This window comes from Mesorhizobium sp. WSM3862, from assembly GCF_002294985.1.
Taxonomy (GTDB): Bacteria; Pseudomonadota; Alphaproteobacteria; order Rhizobiales; family Rhizobiaceae; genus Mesorhizobium.
This window is the reverse complement of the sequence record NZ_NSGE01000013.1, coordinates 118899-140917: the sequence shown is the minus strand read 5'-3', so window position 1 is coordinate 140917 and position 22019 is coordinate 118899. Positions and strand designations below refer to the sequence as shown.

The following is a 22019-nucleotide window of genomic DNA, read 5'->3' as shown; positions in this document are numbered from 1 at the left end:
ACGGTGAAGGTGTGCGTGGCGATGCTGCCGTCGGACGAGGTGGCTGTCACGTGGAGATCGATCGTCGGTTCGGACTGGGCGTTGAGCGTGCCGCTGCCCGATCGCGTGATGACGCCGGTGCTGGAATTGATGGCAAAGCGCGAGTCGTCGATCGTGTAGGTGACCGTCGAGCCGGCATCGGGATCCTTGGCCGAGGCGGTGATGCCGACGGCAGTGCCGGCGGCGGCATTTTGGACGATCTGATTGGCCGCGGTGTTGGCATCGGGCGGCGTGTTGAACGCGATCGGTTCGGGGCTGTTGAGGACGGCGAGGGTGAAGCTCTTGTTGGCGGTGCTGCCGTCAGAGGAGGTCGCCGTCACCGTCAGGTTGATGGACGACTGGGTCTCGAAGTCGAGCGTGCCTGTGCCCGAACGCGTGATGACACCGGTGCTGGAATTGATGGCAAAGCGCGTGTCGTTGATGCTGTAGGTGACCGTCGAGCCAGCATCGGGATCCGAGGCCGAAGCGGTGATCCCTGTCGGTGCCCCCGCCGCGGCGAGCTCGGCGATCTGGTTGGCGCCGGAGTTGGAGTCGGGCGGAGTGTTGAAGGCCACGGGCTGTTGGCCGGCCGTGACGCTGACAGTGAAGGTGCTCGTGGCGCTGCTGCCATCGGACGACGTCGCTGTCACCTGGAGATTGATCGTCGGTTCGGACTGGGCGTTGAGCGTGCCGGTGCCCGAGCGCGTGACGACCCCGGTGCTGGAATTGATGGCAAAGCGCGAGTCGTCGATCGTGTAGGTGACTGTCGAGCCGGCATCGGGATCCGAGGCCGAAGCGGTGATGCCGACGGCAGTGCCGGCGGCAGCGTTCTGGCCGATCTGGTTGGCCCCGGAGTTGGCATCCGGCGGCGTGTTGAACGCGATCGGCTCCGGGCTGTCGAGGACACCGAGGGTGAAGCTCTTGGTGGCGGTGCTGCCGTCGGAAGAGGTTGCCGTCACCGTCAGATTGATGGACGACTGGGTTTCGAAGTCGAGCGTGCCTGTGCCCGAGCGCGTGATGACGCCGGTGCTGGAATTAATGGCGAAGCGTGCATCGTTGATGCTGTAGGTGACGGTCGCGCCGGCATCGGGATCGGTGGCCGAAGCGGTGATGCCCGTGGGTGCTCCCGCCGCGGCGAGCTCGGCGATCTGGTTGGCGCCGGGGTTGGAGTCGGGCGGAGTGTTGAAGGCCACCGGACTTCCGGATCCCGGCAAGACATATTCGATGTGCAGCAGCGGCGCGCTGGCGGGATTGTATTCGTAGGAATCGGCGGTGCGCGTGCCGGTGCCGGTGATCAGGAAGGCCATGTCGTTGAGCGCCGCCCAGCCCGAGCGGCTGACGATCTCCTGGACGATAGCCGTGAGGTCTGGCGTGCGCTCGGCCTGGACGTGCTCGCCCACCGTGGTCCACGGGGCCGGCGTCCAAGCCGTCGACGCGTCGGTCGTTGCCCGTGACGATACATTGAAGCTGGTGCTGGTGAAGGGGCTTGCGTCGTCGGTGTCCTGGCCCTTGATCAGCAGCGAGGCCGCGCCGGTCTTCACCTCATTGGCCTGGAACTGGATGTAGGCGCTGGTGATGATCGCGCCTTGCGGGACGTCGATACCGGTGAAGCGGAGACCGACCGTCTGGCGGGTAGAGCCGTCAAAGCCCAGTTCCAGATCACTGACATTGCTCGAAATCGAGCCGGAACCTTTCTCCTCGACATCGTCGCCTGCGGCCGCCACCCTGGCCTCGAAAGTCCCAGGCGTGCTGCCGCCGGTGACGTCAACATTGAAGGCGTGGGTGTTGGTGCTGCCGTCCGACGAGGTCGCGGTGACCGTGAGCGCAACCGTCGGCTCGGACTGGGCGTTGAGCGTGCCGGTGCTCGAGCGTGTTATGACACCGGTGCTGGGATTGATGGCAAAGCGCGGGTCGTTGAGACTGTAGGTGACCGTCGAGCCGGCATCGGGATCCGTGGCCGAAGCGGTGATGCCGACGGCAGTACCGGCGGCAGCGTTCTGGCCGATCTGGTTGGCCGCGGTGTTGGCATCGGGCGGCGTGTTGAACGCAACCGGTTCCGGGCTGTCGAGGACGGCGATGGTGAAGACCTTGTTGGCCGTGCTGCCGTCGGAAGAGGTTGCCGTCACCGTCAGGTCGATCGACGACTGGGTCTCGAAGTTGAGGCTGCCTGTGCCCGAGCGCGTAATGACGCCGGTGCTGGAATCAATGGCGAAGCGCGTGTCGTTGAGGCTGTAGGTGACCGTCGAGCCGGCATCGGGATCGGTGGCCGAAGCGGTGATCCCTGTCGGTGTCCCCGCCGCGGCGAGCTCGGCGATCTGGTTGGAGCCGGGGTTCGAGTCGGGCGGAGTGTTGAAGGCCACAGGCTGTTGGCCGGCCGTGACGGCGACGGTGAAGGGGTGCGTGACGACGCTCCCGTCCGACGAGGTGGCGGTGACGGTGAGGTTGACAGACGGCTCGGACTGGGCGTTGAGCGTGCCGGTACCTGATCGCGTGATGACGCCGGTGCTGGAACTGATGGCAAACCGCGTGTCGTCGATCGTGTAGGCGACAGTCGAGCCGGCATCGGGATCAGAGGCCGAAGCAGTGATACCGACGGCGGTGCCGGCGGCAGCGTTCTGGCCGATCTGGTTGGCCGCGGAGTTGGCATCCGGCGGCGTGTTGAACGCAACCGGCTCCGGGCTGTCGAGGACATCGAGGGTGAAGCTCTGGGTGGCGGTGCTGCCGTCGGAAGAAGTTGCCGTCACCGTCGGATTGATGGACGACTGGGTTTCGAAGTCGAGCGTGCCTGTGCCCGAGCGCGTGATGACGCCGGTATTGGCATTGATGTCGAAACGCGAGTCGTTGAGGCTGTAGGTGACGGTCGCGCCGGCGTCGGGATCCGTGGCCGAAGCGGTGATCCCGGTCGGCGCTCCCGCCGCGGCGAGCTCGGCGATCTGGTTGGCAGTGGGATCGGCATCGGCAGGCGTGTTGAAGGCCACCGGACTTCCGGATCCGGGCAAGACATATTCGATGTGCAGCAGCGGCGCGCTGGTCGGATTGTACTCGTAGGAATCGGCTGTGCGCGTGCCGGTGCCGGTGATCAGGAATGCCATATCGTTGACCGCCGCCCAGCCCGAGCGGCTGACGATCTCCTGCACGATAGCCGTCAGGTCGGGCGTGCGCTCGGCCAGGGCCTGCTCGCCCACCGTGGTCCACGGGGCCGGCGTCCAAGTCGCCGACGCGTCGGTCGTTGCCCGTGACGATACATTGAAGCTGGTGCTGGTGAAGGCGCTTGCGTCGTCGGTGTCCTGGCCCTTGATCACCAGCGAGGTCGCGCCGGTCTTCACTTCATTGGCCTGGAACTGGATGTAGGCGCTCGTGATGATCGCGCCTTGCGGGATATCGACGCCGGTGAAGCGTAGGCCGACCGTCTGGCGAGTCGTGCTGGCAAAGCCCAGTTCCAGATCGTCGACATTGGTTGAAATCGAGCCCGAAGCTTTCTCCTCGACATCATCGCCCGCGGCCGCCAGCCGCGCTTCGAATAGTTCAGCCATAGTCGGTCTCCTCTCGTAAATTTCCTCCGCAACGACGGAATCTCCCGGTGCCCGATCGGGCGTCAGGCTGAGCCCATGATCGAGCAAGGCGATGGCGTCGTTGCGCGTGAAGAACGTGATCCTGGGAACTGACCTCGAGTTCCGCCGCTGATCAGTCTGTTGCCTGCCTCAGTCTTGGCCATGCGGGCACGACTGCCGCGAGCAGGCGCAGCAGTGACAGGCCTTCCCGCCCAAGGAATAGCGACGGCAGGAGCCAGCACAACAGCAAGCCCCCCACAGACGCCAGCAATGCCGTATCGATGAGCAGCGGAAGAGGCGATAGATGGAGGGCGCGAAGCCAGTCCACGAATGCCCAGGTACCGGTTCCGACAACGCCCGCGAGCGCGACGCCAGGCAGGTGCGCAAGGAAGAAATTCGCCCACGTCATCCCGGTCACGCGGAGACTCAGCTGCGCCATGAGAAAGAAATTTGCCCCGAATGCCAGGCCGACACCAAACGCCACCCCTTCCACGCCCCAGAATTGCCCTGTGAAGGCTCCGATGCAGACACCGACGGTGAAAACAGCCTGGCGCCAGGCCCGGGCGTAAACCGTTCCGGTTGCTCGCGAGACGGAGTCGCTAAGCTTGTAGCTCGTGCGGAACAGCATGCTGAACGCCAGGATCTGGAGCGGGCCGACCACGCCTTCCCAGCCCCGTCCGAGAATGACCCGAACCAATTCGGGCGCGACGATCGCCACCACCACGCTGGCCGGCAGGACAAGCAGGCTGCAACCGGCGACCGCGCTGCGATAGGCGCGCGCAAGCCTGACGGGCTCTTCCTGGACCAGCGCCATGGTGGGGAACAGCACGCGATCGAGCACCTGGCCCACGATGACCGCCGGAGTGGTCATGAGTTGGGACGACAAACCGTAGACACCGAGCGCATCGGCGCCGAGATAGCGGCCCACGACAAGCCTGTCCACCTGAGTGGCAAGGTAGTTGCAGACCCGCGCAATGGTGAAGCCGCCGCCAAAATAGAGCAGTTCGAAAATCGCGCCCCTCTCGAGCAACGGCCGCATCGGGTGCCGCTGGCCGACGAGCAGCACGATCGTGCGGAACAACTGCTGGACCAGGATCGCTGCGACAAGTGCCCAGATACCGAAGCCGAGCCAAGCCAGCACCGGAGCGACGACCACGTAGCCGATGGCGAAAGCGACCGCGTCGACGAGCGCGAGCCAACGGAACCGCAAGGCACGCTGGGCCGAGGCCAGCGCCACCATGGAGGCTCCTTGGAAAAGAAAGATGAAGCAGACCGCACGCACGATCGGAGTGAGCTCGGGCAGGCGAAGAAGACCGGCAATAGCGGGTGCCAACGCCCATACCAGAGCGGTTACGGTAAGGCCAAGGAAGAGCGACAGGGTATATCCGACCCGGAGATGCCGCTCCTCCAGTACAGGTCGCTGCACGATCGCAGGCGTGATGCCGAGGCCCTGGAAGATGGCCGAAAACTTGATGACGATCAGTGCCGCGGAGTAGAGACCGAACTCGTTGGGCGAGAGCAACCGGGCCAGGAGGACGAGGGCGACAAGCTCGGCAACCGCCAAGGCGCCCATGGACAGGCCCGTCCAGAACATGCCTACGACACTGCGTTTTGCCAGCCCGCGCCGGATGTCGCTCACGCCAATCTCCACATGCCGCCTTGCTTACTCGACCGACCAAAGAAGGGCGGCCATGCATCTCCCCGGAACCGCTCAGCGGGGGGAGGGGATATTCGGATGGCCATGCTGAAACGCCAACGGCGCCCGCGTGGGCCGCGAGCCATGCCCGACGAGAAGGGACGGGGGGATCTCGTAGCGGTAGAATCCCATCTCATCCCGCACCTCGGGGATGATCGCCGCCAGTTCGTTCGCATCCAGGCGCAGCCACTTCTGCTGGCGGCCGGGATCGATCATCTCCTTCGCCACGCGAAGGATGTCGTCAGAGCAATGCAGCCCGCAATGTTCATAGATACGGCGCAAGACCAACTCGGGATCCTGTATCAGATCCTCATAGCGAAACGACAGCACGCGGCCTTCGCCAAGCCTGGCGAGATCCTCTCGGGCCATTCGATTGCCGCGCGCCCACTGGCGCGCGATCACTGTCAATTTTTGATGCTCCTGCAAATCCCGATCTATTCCCTTGTAGCGCGGTCCGTAGATCGACGTGTATTTTCTGTGTAGTATCCTCTTGGCGACTATCTGCTTTACGACGTCTCCCACGTAGTAATGGACTTGCGTGGCCGGCGTTTCTTTCAATAGTCGCAGAAGACCTTTGAAACTTTTTGCGCGCTGCCACTTAAGTTCCATGGAGCTTATATAGGAGAACGGATTCCTTGTAATATATAGAAATATAGCTTCTGGGAATATCTGGTGGATAAATGGCACGCGCAAGACGTTGGCGGGCGTATTTTCCATGATTTGCCGGTTGCCGTTCCGCAGCTGATAGTCGAGGAACCGGTTGCGAATGTAGCGCACGACCTTCTCGCTGGCGTCGGCTTTGACAAATTCGTCATGCCGCCGCGCCGGATCGGCATAGAGCCACAATGTTTTTGGCTCGTACCAGGTGACGACATCCGGGTGCAGCCCGATCAATTTCTGCGTGATGGTGGTGCCCGACCGGTAGTTGCCAATCAGAAAAATCGGAGGTTTCAACTCTGTTGTCGTCATGACAAGCCCCTATCGCTAAAGGTCAACCAGGATGCACGGATGCGCACGATAGCTGCGATGCTACTGGTCTCTGAAGGCACGCATCATCTGGTCCGTCAAAGGCTTCATCAGGTATGAGAGCACCTTGCGGTCGCCAGTCCGTACGAACGCTTCCACCGGCATGCCGGGCGCCAGCGAGAGCGCTCCAAGCTTCTTCAGCTCGTGGGGGTCGGGGGTGATGCGTACCGTGTAGTAGATTTCGTTGGTATGCTGATCGCGCGTCACGTCTGCCGCGATCATGGAGACCATACCTTCCGTTTCGGGCGTGGTGTGGACGTTGAAAGCCGTGAAGCGAAGAAGCGCGCGCTGACCGATCGAGAGCTGATCGATGTCCTGGGGTGCGGCCTTTACCTCGACCGCGAGAGCATCGGTGTCGGGCACGATCAGCATGATCGGATCCCCCGCGCCAATCACGCCGCCAACGGTATGGACTGCCGATTGATGGACCGTGCCGCTGGCGGGGGCGCGAATATCGATGCGCGACAGCTGGTCCTCGGCGGCGACCTTGCGCTCCTCGAACTCGGCGATTTTGGCCTCGACATCGCGCAGATCGCTCCCGGTCTCGCTGGAAAACTCCTTGTCCAGCTGCAGGATCTGCAGCTCGATTTCGGCGATCGCTCCCTTTGCCTGCGCAATGCTCGACACAAGTTGCGCCCGTTCACCCTCGATGCGCGTCGCCTCACGTTCATATTCGGTCAGCTTCGATTTGAGGGTGAGTTTCATTTCGACAAGACTGCGTATGTCGACGAGCTCGTCGTTGATCAGCTTGATCTCCTTCGTCTTTGCCGATTCCTGCGCCGAATAGCCTTCGATCTGCTTCCCGAACTGCTCGATGCGTTCGCGTAGGCGCGCCTTGTTGCCAGACACCTCGGTTCGACGAAGCTCGAACAGCCGCTGTTCGCTGGCCACTGTGGCAGCTATCTCAGGGTCGTTCATTCTCGCGACAAGCATCGGAGCAAGCGTGATGCGCTCGCTGCCGTCACGCTCGGCCTCGAGCCGGGACTTTCGCGCATAGAGCTCATCCAGGTTCTTCGTCACGAATGCCAGGCTGGCACGCGGAACGGTGTCGCTGAGCTGGACCAGAACGTCTCCGGCCCTGACGCGGTCGCCGTCGCGCACAAAAATCTTACCGACCACGCCGCCGGTCGGGTGTTGAACCTTCTTTTCGCTGCTGTCGACGACCACCGTGCCGTGCGAAATCACCGCTCCCGAAACATCCACCGTCCCGGCCCAGACTCCCATTCCGCCGATGAGCAATGCGACGATGGTCGTGCCACCCAGCAGATTGCGACGGATCGACCGTCGGTTCAAAAGCGACACGTTCGAAAGGGCAGCTGTCATTTCCCCATTTCCAATCCGGGTCAGCCATCAACGCGGTGTCGGAGTGAGCTTGAAAACCGGCTGCAGGCCTGCGGTCACGGTCTGTGGCGCGGGCAAGAGTGTCGACAGAACGCTTTCCCTGGTGCCGAACATCTGCGTCTGGCCTTCTTTCATCACGAGCAGGAAATCCACTGTGCTGAGAATGTTCGGCCGATGCGCCACAATCGCTAAGATGCCGCCGCGGGCCTTGATTGCGAGGATGGCAGCGGCAAGCGCCATTTCACCTTCGGCATCGAGATTGGAGTTGGGTTCGTCGAGGACCACCAGGAACGGATCGCCATACAGCGCGCGCGCCAGCGCAATGCGCTGACGCTGGCCGGCTGAAAGCGCGGTTCCGCCCTCTCCGATCTGCGTCTCGTAGCCATTGGGGAGACCGATGATGAGCTCGTGGACGCCCGCGGCGCGGGCGGCTGCGACAATGGCCTGCGGGTCCGGCCCGGGATCGAAGCGCGCGATATTGTCGGCAACCGTTCCCGCGAACAGTTCGACGTCTTGCGGAAGGTAGCCTATGTAGCGGCCCAGCCGCTCCGACGACCACTGGTCGAGAGCGGCGCCGTCCAGCTTGATACGGCCGGCCAGCGGTCGCCATGCGCCGACCAACCCTCGAACCAGACTTGATTTGCCGGAACCGCTTGGTCCTATGATGCCGAGCACCGAGCCGGCGTCCAGGCTGAATTCCACACCTTGCACGATGATGCGCTGTGCGCCCGGCGCACCGATCGCGATGCGCTCCACCGTCAACTTCGACCCGGGCACCGGAAGCGCCATCGGTTGAGCATCCTGCGGCAACCGGGCGAGCAATTTGCTCAGCCTGCTCCAGCTCTGTCGCGCCCCGACGAAGTTGCGCCAATGGGCGATGGCAAGATCGACGGGCGCCAGCGCACGGCCTACAAGGATGGAGCCGGCGATGATGATCCCGGAGGTCGCCTCGCCCTCGATCACAAGCCAGGCGCCCACACCCAGCATCGCCGACTGAAGCATCAGTCGCAACGCACGAGCGAAACTGCCGAAACCGCCAACGATGTCGCTGACACGCTGTTGCAGCGCAAGATGCTCGCGGCTCGCTTCGCGCCAGTGGTCGTGCAGGCGCCTGCCCATGCCCATCGCCTGAAGCACCTCCGCGTTGCGCCGGCTGGCCTCGGCCAAGCTGTTGCGCCTCACGCTGCTTAGAACCGCGGCGCCCATCGGTCTGCGTGTGAGGATCTCCGTCGCGACCGTCAGCGTCACCAGCACCAACGCGCCGAAAGCGGCGGTTGTCCCGAGGGTCGGATGAAGGCTCCAGATGATCGCCAGATAGAAGGGCAGCCAGGGAAGATCGAACAGGGTGCCAGGCCCGGCACTCGACAGAAAAGTACGGATGTTGTCGAGATCGCGTTGCGGCTGCAATCCATCTCCCTGCTGGCCGATGTACAGGGGCAATTTCGAAACGGCGGTGAATACGCGTCCCCCGACCGCTTCGTCCAGCTCAGCGCCGATCCGGTTCATGATGCGGCCGCGCACGAGGTCGATTACCGCCTGCCCGGCAAACAGAACGCCGGCCAGTGTTGCCATGGCTATCAGAGTGGGGACGCTGCGGCTCGGCAGCACCCTGTCGTAGACCTCTAACATGAACATTGCGCCGGTCAGCATGAGGATGTTGCTCACGCCGCTGAAAACCGCAACGCCCGCGAAGGCTGCCTTGCAGGAACGCAACGCACTGGCCAGTTCGGAGCCGGGCGCCGGTTCCTTGGTCGGGGACGGGGCGCCGGCGTTCGCGAATGCGCCGGGCAAGTCGTTTCTTCGTCTCCGCCTTGCGCTGCGGACGGCTGCCATGAAGAGACCAAGGGCCGCGATCGCCACGAAAACCTGGAGGGCACCTGGATCGGCCAGCAAGGCCTGGGGATCGGAAAAATAGCGCCAGCCAGCCACGAGGTCCGTCCAGGGTCGCGTCTGCGAAACCCTGGCGAGATCAACAAAGCGTGGCAGAAACTCCGCACCCGCAAGCGCGGCGGCGAGGAGGAGCAGGATTGCAGCGGGAAGACGGACGATGAGGCGGCGGCGCGGGGCCTTGCTCGACTTCTTGCGGCGCGCAGTTGTGCGGGGGCGCTTTGGCGGCCGCTGCTTCGTCTTGGCATGGAAATTCGCCCGGCGGGGACGCGCTCCAAAGGCCGTCAATGCTGTGCCAAAGATCACGTCAAGATTCCGAAGATATCTGCTGCTCTATTGGCCGACCATGCTGCGCTGGACGGCCGGATTTTGCACTTTGGGAGAGATACCAGAGTCCGGAGCGTAGAACCCCTTGTTGGCCACGACGGAAACCTCGATGACGTCGCCGGCTCTCACTTCCGTGTTTTGATCGGCGACGATGTCGTGGGCGATCTTCTGGTCGCGCCTGAAGATGGAAATCCTCACCGAGCCCTGCAGGTCGTCGAAGGTTCTCTGTTCGCCGTAAGTGAAGATAAAGAGAAGCTTGTCGGCCACGTATCTGATTTGACTTTGGATTTTTCCGAGCTCAACTTGCGCGTCCTGGGTCTGGCCGATCAATTCCATTTCGTGACTTTGGTGCTTCTTTCGCAGCTCGCTTTCAGCGTTCAGCATCGCCTGCTGCGCCTGTTCCTGCTGCAATTCCGTCTGCGCCAGTTCAGCCCGATAGCTGGTATGTGCTCGTTCCGCCGTCAACACATTCGAGTTCGTTATCAAACCCTTTTCCCGCAGAGACCGGGCAGATTGCAGTTCTTGCAGTTGGATGTTCGCGGTCTTTTCACGTTCTTCCCTGGCCGCGGCTAGCATGGCCGCTTCCTTCTTCGCCCGATCCAGCGAGGCCTCCAGGTAGGAAACGTCATCCCGATACGCGGCAAGCCGGGCGTCCAACTGCTGCTGTTCAGACGCGATGATGCCGTCAATCAACTGCCCGCCAAACTCGACGGGCGAATCGGGAGGAGCGACGAAGGACTTTTCCAGTCGACTTTCCGCCTGGAGCCGGGCAAGACGGACCTTCAGGCGATATTCTTCAAGCGCCAGGTTTGAGCGCGCGCTTCGCAGATCAGCTATTTCCAGGGCGGGCTCCGTGTTGCCCACAGCGCTGGCGCGAAACCCGCCTGCTATGGCGAGTGCATGGCGAACCGTTATTCCGGGTTGAAACGGATAGGATCCGGGGTGGGCCACCGTTCCGGAGATGAAAAATGGCCGGTATTGTCCGATCTCCACTTTCACGAACGGCTGGAGGATCAGCTTCTGCTGCTGAAATGCTTGCTGGATGGCCTGCGAGAGGGCAACGGTGGTCAGGCCGCGCGCTTTGATGTCACCCAACATTGGCAGTGAGATCGAGCCCCGATCATCGACCACGACCTCCAGCGGATAGGATTGTTCGCCGATCACGGACACACGCAGGATGTCGCCGGTGTCGAAGGTGTATCCATCCGCGCGCGATGCACTTGCGGTGAGCAGTACAATGGCAACGGCAAGCCCACCGATCATTGCGAGCATGCTGCCGACCGCGGGTTCGAAGTTGGAAACTAGCCGTCGGCACCAGCCCTTCATGCGCAGAGGCTTGGGAGGAAATTGCTGGTCAATACGCATACGCATGGTCGGTACTCCGGTTGTCTAGCCTGCTGCCATCGGGGCCCGCCGACATTCGCCGGCGGGAGCGTGACACGAGGTTCTTCCTATGGTTCGAGAAGTAAGCCTGCATTGCGAACTCCATCGGAGCAGCGAAGGCTGATCAAAATCCGTGCAGCCCGAAGGTTTGCCCGGCGAGGCGGTCACGAATTCTTGCCTCGTTTGGCCTCGCGGCCGAAGGGGCGGGCTCGAGCACCGATTGATAAATCTGCTCGACGCTTTCGCACATGGCGTCCAGCCCCCAGGACGACAGGTCGGTGCGTTTCGCGCCGTCGGCAAGTTGAGTGCGGTGCTGCTGGTTCTCGAGAAGACCGGCGACAGCCGCCGCCGCGGCGCCCACATCCTCGGCCGGGGTCACAATTCCGTTCACGCCATGGCGAACAACCTCTTCCACGCCGGGCAAATGCGAGACCACGCTGGCTCGACCGCCGGCCAGATACTGCATCATGACGCGAGGCAATCCCTCTCGCATCGAGGTCAGCACGCACACGTCCGCCAGGCTGATCAGTCGTTCGGGCTCGCTATGGTAGCCGATCATGCGAATGTTGTTTGCGAATGGGGATCGTTGAATCGCCGATTCAACGTCCGAACGCGCCGGTCCGTCACCGGCGAGGAGCAGTCGCACGTTTGGAACTCGGTCAACGACTTGCCCGAATGCCTCAATGAACTCGACGTGGCGTTTTCTCGGTTCCAGCGCGGCCAACATCAGGACCACCGGCGGCTTTGGCTCCCCGGCAGCCGTCCCCAGGAGCAGATGCGGATCTTGCGGCCACCGCGCGTTCGCGAAGCGTGCCAGATCGAAGCCGGAATGGACGACATGGTGCTGATCGGGGCTGCCCAGATGATTGGCGATGCAGATGTCGCGCATAGCCTGACTGACATCGATGAAAGCGCGCGTGAACCTCGCGGCCAGGCGTTCGGCGGCTAGGAACACCAGCCTCTGCCCGCGGCCGACATGCACGAAAGGCAAGATGTGGACACCATGTATGATGCCGGGGATATTGGCTTCCTTGGCAGCGAGGCGGCCGACAATGCCGGCTTTGCTTTGATGGGTGTGCACGATGTCGGGCCGCCAATCACGCATAAGGCGGGTGAGCTGCCTTAAGGCGGAAACGTCGCGGGATGGCGAGATCGGATTGATGAGTTTTTCCAGCGTCACCACTCGCAGGGCTCCGGCAAGGGATGCCCGTAACCTCGGGTCGTATTCCGCGCCGTGAACCAACAGCACTTCATGGCCGTGCCGCGCCTGAGCGAGACAGCAAGCCAAAGTGTTCTCCTCGGAGCCGGCTCGAAGCAGTCTGGTGATCACATGGACGATCTTCATTTGCTTGTACCTCAGGGACATGAAATCCGGAGCGGCGGGAGATCGTGGGGATCGAGCGGGAGTGTCGCGGGGCGCCTTCCGCGGGTTTCGGGGCACGGGCCGGGCTCGCCCGTCGTTCGGCGCGATCGCGTAAAAGCTGCACGTCGGGGATGATGCGGGGCGGTTGGACCGCCCGATTTGCCTCTCAGAGAGACAGCCAGATATGCCTGAACAACTCGCGGCCGACGCTCTCTATGCCGGCGCTGGCGTCAACGGTCCGGATATCCTTGTCCTTCGCCCGCAGTTCCGCCATCAGGGATAGCCGCGCGTCGAACGCTTCTTTCCTGATGTCCCCGGGCTTTCGCTGTTCGGAGACCGCAAAGTCTGAAACGAGGTGCAAAACGAGGTGTGGGCGGCGTTCCGCCATCTTCTCGTAGAGTCGCTGCTCAAGCCGGGCGAGAGCTGACAGGCCTGGGACGGAGAACAGGCGAGCGGGGATGGTCGGCCCGTCCAGATATCCCCTGCCGAGCGCCTGCGGCCACCGGTCACAAATGACGATCATGCCGCGCGTCGACCATCGATGTGCGCGTTTCACCACAGCGTATCGCTCAAACGCGATGAAAACCGCCCAAAACGCCAACGCGGCAGCGACAAGTCCTCCCTTCGACCAAGCCCGGCCGGAGGAATCGCTGCCATCGTTCTGGGCCAAGGACTTCAGGCGCCGTCTATGGGGAGAGACGACGGTCTGCAATGCCTTGCGAAGCCGCCATCCATTGCCATCGCCAGTTCCGACATAGACTTGGGCACACCCGAATTTCCAGCCGAATATCTGCCTCAGCCGGGTAGCCTGAGTGCTCTTGCCCATGCCATCGGGACCTATCAAGGCCACCACAAATCCACCAGCTGCGGGCCGTCTCTTCGGTGGAAAGCGCCCCGGCAGCAAGCGGTGGAGGGATCTCAGGGCGAGATAGCAGGTCTTGCGCACCAGATGCACCGCCGCATCGGCGATAGCGGGGCGTCCCGTGTAACCACACATTTCCCGGATCGAACGCCGCAGCCTGGCCAGATCTCCGCGGTGGGCGGCCAAGGCATCGGCGCTTTGCAGGAACCTGCAGCGCACCGTTCTTGCGCCGTCAAACGTGCAGTCGACGACCTGCAAGCCGTGCTCGTCCGACGTGGACGGCAGGCGCGCAAAGTGCTGCTTCCAACCCTCGTCGAGGGTGATCCATTGCCTCCATGGAAGCGCCGAGGCGCGGAAGGCGAAGCGGGCAATCGCTATTCGAAGCTCGTCTTCGGGAGAGACCACCGGAACCGATACTCCGTCGACGCAAATCGCCTCCCATCGCGTGATCGCCGCATAATCGAAAGCCGGATAGCGCTTGCGAAATTCCCGGCCGACGCGGGCACCGATATGCATATCGAGATGGAGATAGCGGCCATGCGTGAAGTCAGGCAGGAACCAGTCTTCTCTGCCGGCACAGACATTGTCGTAGCAGGAGAGGCTCACGCCGCGCCGGCCGTGCAATTGACAGACGATGGAGCAGAAGAGCGGGTAGTCATGCTTGTCCAAAAGCACATCCAGATCATCCCGTCCGGCAAATCCGTCAGGCACGGACGCGAGATCCTGAATAATTCCGTACCTCACGCCAGCTTCATTGAGTGCTCGAAACAGTTCGCTGGCAATCGGCAGTGCCGGCGCCGTTTCAATCCTCCTGAAAGGAGCGCCTCCGTCAGTTTGATACGGCGCTGCACCTGAGTGGCTGCCCAATGCGCCCGCGCCAACAGTCTTCGCCGACGCTGAAACATTCGCTCCCGGCGCCAACGTTTCCGCCACGATCTCCGCCTTGGCCTCCGTAGCCCAGCGGCGATACTGCTGCGGCTGCAGACGATCCCGAAGGTCTCCGGCCCCGGCCGGAGGGAAGGCTGCCGATTTGGACTTGCGTGGTGTTTGCAAGAGATTTCTCGTGATTGGTCGCGGGCGAGCGTCACTCGCTCGTCGTCGCCGAAAACGTCGTGGAACTGGCGTGCGGTAGGTCCAAGCCCCTCGGTGGGCTGGTGTTCCTGGGATGTCGAACGACCAATCGTCTCAGTGCCGGCCCGCAGGTTCTGACGTCACCTTCGCAGGCTACCGCACCGAGGGTGAATTGGGTGCCAACTCATCACTCCCTGCCGAGTATTTCGGCATCTGTGTAACGAAAGCGGTGAGTAAAAACTCACCGAGTAGTTTTAAGACACTATCGACAACTTGTCCCGATCAATAGTGATAGGAGTAGACCGGTTCATGATGTCGAGAAGAATTCTGACCGCTCCGGCGCTTCCGACATGATCAAGAATCCCGAGCTGGTCCGAAAATGGCCCGTCTATGATCCTGATTTTCTGGCCCGGCCTCAACAGGATGTCCGGGTGCAAAATCCCGTCCTCATCGGTTGCCGATATCAAGGATTCAACCACCCCATAAGGCGCCGGTACCGGCATGCCCTTGCTCATGACGAGCTTTCGGACGCCCACGGTCGAGTTGATCGGGTACCAGCTCTGCTGATGGACAGCCAGGGAGACGAACAGATAGCAGTCGAAATACGCGCTGGAGACGGTCCTGACCCTGCGGGCGTGCCGGACGGTTCGCCTGCGCTTGGGCAGATAGGTCCGGAAGTTCTGCGATAGCAGGTGCCGCTCGGCAAGGCTCTCGGAATGCTGGTGCGTCTGGACCACGCACCAGCGCGCAGCTTCGCCGCCGTGACTTTTGTCCGCCGAGTCAGGAAAACCGTTGTTGCAGAAGTTAGTGTGCAGCATGACGCAATACTGTCTCTTCCCTAATTGAGGTAGTAACTGTCCGAGACACTGCTTTCGAGCGACGTGTAACGGCCGTATCTGGGCAGCTTTGGTTCGTCCACCATCGTCAGGGCAATGCCCGCAAGCTTGGACCGATCGCCAAGATGTCGAATTCCTTCGGCAACGGCCTCGCGCGAGGTTTCCCGCCACCTCACGACGAAGACGACCTTGTCGACATGCCTGGCCAGGATCGAGGCATCGGCCGCGGGTCCGACGGGTGGTGCGTCAATGATCACCGTGTCGAATTTTCCCCGAACTTCTTCAAGCAGCGAGCGCATTCGCGCCGAAGCAAGAAGGGCAGGCGGGTTGCGGGTTCTTGCTCCTGCGGGCAGCATGGATATGCCCGAGCGTTCGTCCAGATGGATCGCGTTTGCGGCCTTCACCGGCAAAGTCAGGAGATCGACCAATCCGACCTTGTCAGCCATGCCGAAGAAGGCCGTGGCGGCCGAAAGACGCAAGTCCGCGTCGATGACCAGAACCCGTTCGCCGTCGGCAGCCGCCGAGCAAGCCAGGCTCAATGCCAGCGTTGTCTTGCCTTCCCCGGGCATCGCTGATGTCACGAGCACCAGGCGCGGCGAACGGTCCAGTTCCGGCGTGGCCTGGATACCGAGGCGAAGCCGCCGCACCGCTTCGCTGTACCTGGAGAGCGGTTTGCGCTCGAGATAGGCCACAGGCTGAGCATGGACGTCTTTCGACCAGCCTGACATCCTTGGCATCGACGCAAGAACCGGAACTGCCAATTCTTCCTCGATCTGCTTCTTTGCCATGAAGCCGGAAGCGAAGAGTTCACGCAGCACGGCGCCGGCGCCCCCGAAGAAGATGCCGAAAACCACACCCAAAGCCGCAAAAAGAGGCCTGTTTGGGAAGCTTGGCGCGCCAGGAACGCTCGCATCGGTGATTACACGCACGCCGCTGTTGAGGAGGGTGGATTTCTCTTCGGTGAGCTTGGCGCGTGACAGGAACGTCTCAAAGAGTTCCTTGTTCGCGGCCGCGATCCTCTCCAGATCGCGTAACTGGACGCCAACCTGACCTTCGATTTCGGAGCGGTTGGATACCGAGTCCAGGGCGCGAGCCAGAGAAGCCTCCCGAGCTTCGGCCGCGTCGACCTCGTTCTTCAGATTGCCGATCAGGCGCTGGACTTCGGCAGCGATCTGTCCCTCGATGTCGCGGCGCTCGGCCTGAGCGGACAAGACCTCGGGATGCCGCTCGCCATACTTCAATTTGAGGTCGGCTTCCCGCCGGGTCACTCCGGAGAGCTGAGCCCTGAGCGCGTTAATCACCACCGACTGCAGCACGTCCGGAATCGACTGGATGTCACCTCCGGCAGCCTGTACCTTGCTAACTTGCTGATATTGCGAACGTTTCTCGGATAACTCGGCGCGCGCGTTGATTAGGGCGACGTTCAACTCGGACAGCTGCTGGTCAGTCAAGCTGCCCGCCTGCGTCGCCACTAAATTGTGATCGATCCGAAACTTCTGGACAGCTTGCTCCGAACGGCTGAGTTCCGCTCGCAGATAGGCGGCCCGATCGCTGAGCCACGAGGAGGCCTTCTGGACCCCTTCGTAACGGGACCTTATTCGATCTGCTACATAGGCCTGGGCAATCGCGTTCGCGAGCGATGCCGCTTTTTCCGGATCGTAGGCGCCTACATCAAGCTCAATGACGTTGCCAAGCCCGACGCGCGAAACTCCCAGCGCGTTCTGGAGCCATATCAATGCTCCCGGTCCTATCTTGGGGTCTTCCGCCAGCTTTTGGCTGTCGACGACCTGCTGAAGAAGTGACGCAGACCTCAAGACAGCGATCTGACTTTCAATGAACGTTGGATTGTCAGAAAAATCAGAATTGGAGTAATCCTGTGGAGTCATATAGTCGATCGGAGCGTCAAGCAATATCTGAGAGACGCCGGTGTATGTTGTCGGAAGAATATATGCGGCAGCCATAAACAGTGTGAAAGTGATGACGGCAATTCCGCACACCAGCTTCCACCGACGAAGAAAGAAATCGAAGACTTCCCTGACGTCGAGGGGCAGGAATTCCCGAATCATCCTCGGATTATCAGTTGGATTGGCCATTTCCCGAATCCTCACGATCGACAGCACAACTCCCAGCCCTTCAGCGTCGGCTGAATGGCGTTCATTTCAAAATGGGTCGGGCAGCTAGCTGTTATGCGCTCTCAAACGCATGAATCGTAAGGGTTGGTGTCCCGCCGACATGTCCAAATCGCTCTTCTGCGCCCACTCACCGATCGCGTCACCGGTAAGGCAGAAACATATCAGCTTCGCGGACATCGCCGCCATTACCATTATTGAGTAGTAACTCGGCTAAAGGTCGATCTGGTCTACCCCGTATGCCTCTCCGAGCTTTAAGAAGTCGCCGAGACACCTTCCTCTCGCCCTTCAGGGAGGTCTACTACAACGCTACGATCGTCAAGGATGCTCCTGACGATGAGAGAAGCGGCCGGCCTCGGCAGTTCTGAGGTTGACATGGACACTTATAGCGAAGTCGTTCCGAGTTTTGCAGGTTGGGTGCTCGACGGTCCCGGGGTCATTCTTCTGCTGGCGGCAACCCTGCCGCTGATGCTTCTTCTTAAGGGCCGGCCGCTGGGCTACGGGACCCTTGCCGTCATTATCGGCACTGTCATGTTGCTATTGTTGGGTATCGAGAATTGGGCGGGGGCGATCGCCGCCCTTCTCGCCTATTGCGTCCTCGTTTCATTGGCCTTGCTTTCCACCTGGAGGCGTATGAAGCAAATCGAGGACCGGCTCGCATTGGTCGCGTCGGCAATAGACGGCCTGGAAGTCGCCGAGGAGCGGCGACAGACCTACAGCGTCAGGCGTTCGCGCCGGAAGCCGGAAGCCGGAGCAATGGTGCAAACCGTCGCGGTCGGCGCGACGGACAATCCAGAAAGCGAGACGCGATATATCCCAGGGCCGCCTTGGCAAGAGCTGCAAGCGCCCGGTCCGCGACCTGAATCCGCGGCTCCGGCGTCAACGCAATCGGCAGGGCGCAATTTTGCCTCATCGACGGGTGGGGGCCCCTGACAACAAGGTTCGAAGACAAGGATCGGTGTTCCGGCGGCAGGTTCTCGGGCAGCCTGTCCGGACCGACAGCGCGGTTCAACTTTTCGCTGCATCCGCAGCGTCGCGCGTAATGACGAGACTCTCGGCCTCCCGCCGGGGCTTTGCGATGGTCCAGACGATACTGTCGGGCGCAGTATGCGGGATCGGTGCGGTGGGGCCTGCATTTCGACGGCATGCGGGCACGCCGCGGCATGCTGCTTGGCATCGGTGCGGCACGAGCGGTTGTTCCGAAGTCATCGTGCGCTGCAAGCCAAAGCTGTGCTGCCTGAGCGACTTTAATATACCAAGGGTGTAGGGTTGTACCAAAAGGTGGTAGACTGCGCTGCAATTCGGATGAGGTGACAGATGGAACTTTTTGCCTAGTCGATAGTTGCAGCTTCAGGTTGACCCGGGGGGGTGGATCATGGGCTTGGGCGATTCGGGGAAATGAACTTATCGAAGCAAGTTGGATTGGTGAAAGGACCCACGCTTGCTGACGCAAGCTGGGAAAGGGGAATCTCTGTACTGCCAGGAGCCGTGCGCCGCACCTATGCGGCCAACGCGACTATTGCAGGCGAATACCACACCAAATCCTCTATTCTGATTATGATCGCCGGCTGGGCGGCATTTGCGAAGACATTGCCGAATGGCTCACGTCTCATCGTCGATTTTGCGCTTCCTCGCGAAATTGCGGTGATCGAGTTCGCCGGAAAAGCGGGCGATACGGTGACGGCCCTCTCGGACGTTATCGCGATTGAGCTGGCCGGTCCCGTCCGTACATGTTCTGCGCGTTATCCGCAGTCCATCTGCGAAGCAATCCTGCGGGCTGAGGCGGATCGATATTCAAGGGTTGCGGAACACCTGGCAAGCGTCAGCAGAAGGGGTGCCGTTGAGCGCACGGCCCATTTCCTTCTCGAACTGGCCTGCCGCTCACATCGATCGGCAACGAGCTATCCGGCCCGCTTCGAATGCCCGCTGACCCAGGGCGAACTGGCCGATGCATTGGGACTTTCGGCTGTGCATGTAAGTCGCGTGTTGAAAACGTTGCGTCAGACCGCCCTGGCCTCATTCCGGTACGGGGTCGTCGAGTTGCACGATCTTCCGGGACTGATCAAAACAGCCGGATTTGATCCGTCCTACATTTCGAGCTGATGCAAGGCGCTCAGGCCCGGCACGGGCAGTTCAGCGCGGGAGTGCTGAACTGCTCGAACCGTTTGGGCCAAATCGTCTCCTTCCGGCCAGCCTATTCTTCCAGCGCAAGCCCCAATTCGGCGCGCCGTCGCAGCCAAAGACTTGCGCGGTAGCGAGGATCCCGGGTGCGGTCATGGATCGTATCCAGGATGCGCAGAATGCGGGCAGGGCCGAGCTTGTTGCCCCACTCCAGCGGTCCGTGGGGATAGCCGAGCCCCAGCCGTACGGCGGCGTCGACATCCGCCGCCGATGCAATCTTCTGCTCGACGATCTCGCAGCCGATATTGACGATCATCGCGACGACGCGCTGGCAGACCGCGCCGCAACTGTCGCTCACTAGGGTCGCCTTGCGGCCGGCGCGTTTGACAAGCGCGAGGGCGGCGCTCCTGGCCTTGTCGGACGTCGCCGCCGACGCGACGAGCGTGACGTGACGGTCCAGGCCGAAATAGGGATCGAACCCGAGGCATAGTGAAGGTAAGAGGCCAAGACGCATCGCGGCGCCGGCGACGTCGTGCCCTTCCAACCCTACGAGGATGAGGCCGTCTCGCCCTAGCGCCTGATCCTGGCGGCCGCAAACAGTGGCGCCGGCCGACGCGACCAGTTTTTGCATTTCGCCGGTGTCATTGTCGGCCAAGACGGTGACACGGTCCGGAATCCCGCTGGTCTCCGCCGGCTGTGTTGATGCGGGCGGAACGGCTTGCCGGTTGCCGTCGTAGGCATAGAAGCCGCGTCCGGTCTTGCGCCCGAGCAGGCCCGCCGCCACACGCTGCGCCGCGATGACGGAAGGGCGGTAACGCGGATCGTGATAGAACTGGTTGTAGACACTCTCCATCACCGGGTGGGAGACATCGAGCCCGGTGAGGTCCATCAATTCGAAGGGGCCCATCCTGAAGCCGGCGGCGTCGCGCAGGATCGCATCGATCTCGGCGATCGAGGCCACGCCCTCCCGCAGCATGGCCAGGGCCTCGGTGCCGAAGGCACGGCCGGCGTGATTGACGATAAAGCCGGGCGTGTCGCTGGCGACGACGGGCCGGTGGCCGAAGCGGGCTGCAAGCTCGACCAGCGTGTGCTCGACCCCAGGCGCCGTGTGAGCTCCTGAGATGACCTCGACCAGTTTCATCACGGGCACGGGATTGAAGAAATGGTAGCCGGCAATCCGCTCAGGCCGCTTGGCCGCGGAAGCGATCGCCGTGACGGACAGCGAAGAGGTGTTGGTCGCGATGATGGCGTCCGGCCTGACGATTGTCTCCAGCGCCTCGATGAGCTGACGTTTGGGCTCGAGACGTTCGACAATAGCTTCCACCACCAGATCGGCGCCTGCCAGTCGCCCAAGTGTTTCGGCAGGTTCGATATGGGCGAGCAGCTTCTCGACTACCTCCGAGCTGACTTTGCCGGCGGCTGCCCTGGCGCGCTGACGCGACGCGATTTGCTCGATGGCCGCCGCCGCCTTTCCGGGGGCATCATCGACCATCATCACATCGATGCCTGCCGCCGCCAGGACCTCCGCTATGCCGGAACCCATCACCCCGGCGCCTACGACACCGGCTTTCCCGATCCGACTGGTGGGCTCCCCTCCCGCGCCTGCCAAGTCAGCGCCCCTTGAACGAGGGTCCGCGCTTCTCCAGGAAGGCGGCAATGCCCTCCCGTTTGTCCGCGGTATCGAAAAGCAGCTGGAAGGCTTTGCGTTCCAGCCTCAAGGCGGTTTCCAACGGAGCGTCTTCGCCGTTGACGACCGCCTCCTTGATCTGCTCGACGGCCAGCGGCGGAAGACGGCCGATCCTCTCAGCGATTTGCAGCGCATCCTGCAAGGCCTGGCCCTCATCCGTCAGGGTGCTGACCAAGCCGGCACGCTCGGCATCCTCGGCCGAAAACAGGTCGCCGGTGAGAAGGAGCATCAGCGTCTTGTATTTGCCGATTGCCCTGAGCAGGCGCTGGGTGCCGCCGGCGCCCGGCATCAAGCCGAGCTTGACTTCAGGCTGGCCAAAAGTGGCTGACCTTGCGGCGACGATGATGTCGGCGTGCATGGCAAGCTCGCACCCGCCGCCCAGCGCGAAGCCTTCGACCGCGGCAATGACCGGCTTCGGGCACCTGGCGATCGCGTCCCAGTAGCGGTGGGTGCGCTGCAGAAGCATGTCGGCCGAGCCGAGCTTTTCGAACGCTTTTATGTCGGCTCCTGCAGCGAAGTTGCCGCCGCGCCCAGCAATGACGATCGAGCGGATTTCCGTGTCCTCGGAAAAGCTTGCCACGGCGGCGGCCAGCTTCTCCCGCACTTCGAGGTTGAGCGCGTTGCGCACTTCGGGACGATTGATTTCGACCAGCCCCACATTCTCGACAGGGCGGCTCTCGACGACAACGAGGGATTCTTTCGCGGAACTCATTTCATGCTG

General features: G+C 62.1%; 13 protein-coding genes and 1 pseudogene. 2 read left to right on the top strand and 12 right to left on the bottom strand.

Features of this window, described 5'->3' with window-relative positions; all coding sequences use genetic code 11:
* The 10 genes and pseudogenes from CK224_RS32150 to CK224_RS28065 form a co-directional block, all read right to left on the bottom strand.
* Positions 1–3551, bottom strand: a pseudogene (locus CK224_RS32150) (hypothetical protein); the annotation flags it as partial.
* 151 nt (positions 3552–3702) lie between these two features.
* The gene (locus CK224_RS28105; RefSeq protein ID WP_245418716.1) at positions 3703–5208 is read right to left on the bottom strand and encodes a lipopolysaccharide biosynthesis protein; all 1506 of its coding nucleotides are present in this window, start codon (positions 5206–5208) and stop codon (positions 3703–3705) included.
* Between the two features lie 72 nt (positions 5209–5280).
* On the bottom strand, positions 5281–6234 hold the full coding sequence (locus CK224_RS28100; RefSeq protein WP_095784038.1) for a sulfotransferase: 954 nt from the start codon (positions 6232–6234) through the stop codon (positions 5281–5283).
* A gap of 60 nt (positions 6235–6294) precedes the next feature.
* Complete coding sequence (locus CK224_RS28095) at positions 6295–7614, bottom strand: HlyD family type I secretion periplasmic adaptor subunit (protein WP_095784037.1); 1320 nt, start codon at positions 7612–7614, stop codon at positions 6295–6297.
* Positions 7615–7641: 27 nt separating this feature from the next.
* Positions 7642–9825, bottom strand: a complete 2184-nt coding sequence (locus CK224_RS28090) for a type I secretion system permease/ATPase (protein WP_245426273.1) — start codon at positions 9823–9825, stop codon at positions 7642–7644.
* Between the two features lie 27 nt (positions 9826–9852).
* Positions 9853–11217: a polysaccharide biosynthesis/export family protein gene (locus tag CK224_RS28085; RefSeq protein ID WP_245418718.1), complete on the bottom strand. Its 1365-nt coding sequence runs from the start codon at positions 11215–11217 to the stop codon at positions 9853–9855.
* A 136-nt stretch (positions 11218–11353) separates the two neighbouring features.
* On the bottom strand, positions 11354–12574 hold the full coding sequence (locus CK224_RS28080) for a glycosyltransferase (protein WP_095784036.1): 1221 nt from the start codon (positions 12572–12574) through the stop codon (positions 11354–11356).
* Between the two features lie 184 nt (positions 12575–12758).
* A complete protein-coding gene (locus tag CK224_RS28075; protein WP_245426271.1) occupies positions 12759–14507 on the bottom strand; it encodes a hypothetical protein in 1749 nt (582 codons plus the stop codon).
* A gap of 272 nt (positions 14508–14779) precedes the next feature.
* Positions 14780–15343 (bottom strand): transcription termination/antitermination NusG family protein, encoded by a 564-nt coding sequence (locus CK224_RS28070; protein WP_095784035.1) that lies wholly within the window; start codon positions 15341–15343, stop codon positions 14780–14782.
* A 20-nt stretch (positions 15344–15363) separates the two neighbouring features.
* Positions 15364–17454 carry a polysaccharide biosynthesis tyrosine autokinase gene (locus CK224_RS28065; RefSeq protein WP_066992066.1) on the bottom strand — a complete coding sequence of 697 codons (2091 nt, stop codon included), beginning with the start codon at positions 17452–17454 and terminating at the stop codon, positions 15364–15366.
* 372 nt (positions 17455–17826) lie between these two features.
* Here CK224_RS28065 and CK224_RS28060 point away from each other — a divergent pair, with 372 nt between their 5' ends.
* Both CK224_RS28060 and CK224_RS28055 read left to right on the top strand, forming a co-directional pair.
* Entirely contained in the window at positions 17827–18423 is a 597-nt protein-coding gene (locus CK224_RS28060; protein ID WP_176478039.1) for a hypothetical protein, read from the top strand.
* Positions 18424–18978: 555 nt separating this feature from the next.
* Complete coding sequence (locus CK224_RS28055) at positions 18979–19593, top strand: Crp/Fnr family transcriptional regulator (protein WP_176478038.1); 615 nt, start codon at positions 18979–18981, stop codon at positions 19591–19593.
* Positions 19594–19684: 91 nt separating this feature from the next.
* Here CK224_RS28055 and CK224_RS28050 read toward each other — a convergent pair whose 3' ends face one another.
* Entirely contained in the window at positions 19685–21220 is a 1536-nt protein-coding gene (locus tag CK224_RS28050; RefSeq protein WP_280952289.1) for a 3-hydroxyacyl-CoA dehydrogenase, read from the bottom strand.
* Between the two features lies 1 nt (position 21221).
* Positions 21222–22010 carry an enoyl-CoA hydratase-related protein gene (locus CK224_RS28045; protein WP_095779447.1) on the bottom strand — a complete coding sequence of 263 codons (789 nt, stop codon included), beginning with the start codon at positions 22008–22010 and terminating at the stop codon, positions 21222–21224.
* Positions 22011–22019: the final 9 nt, after the last annotated feature.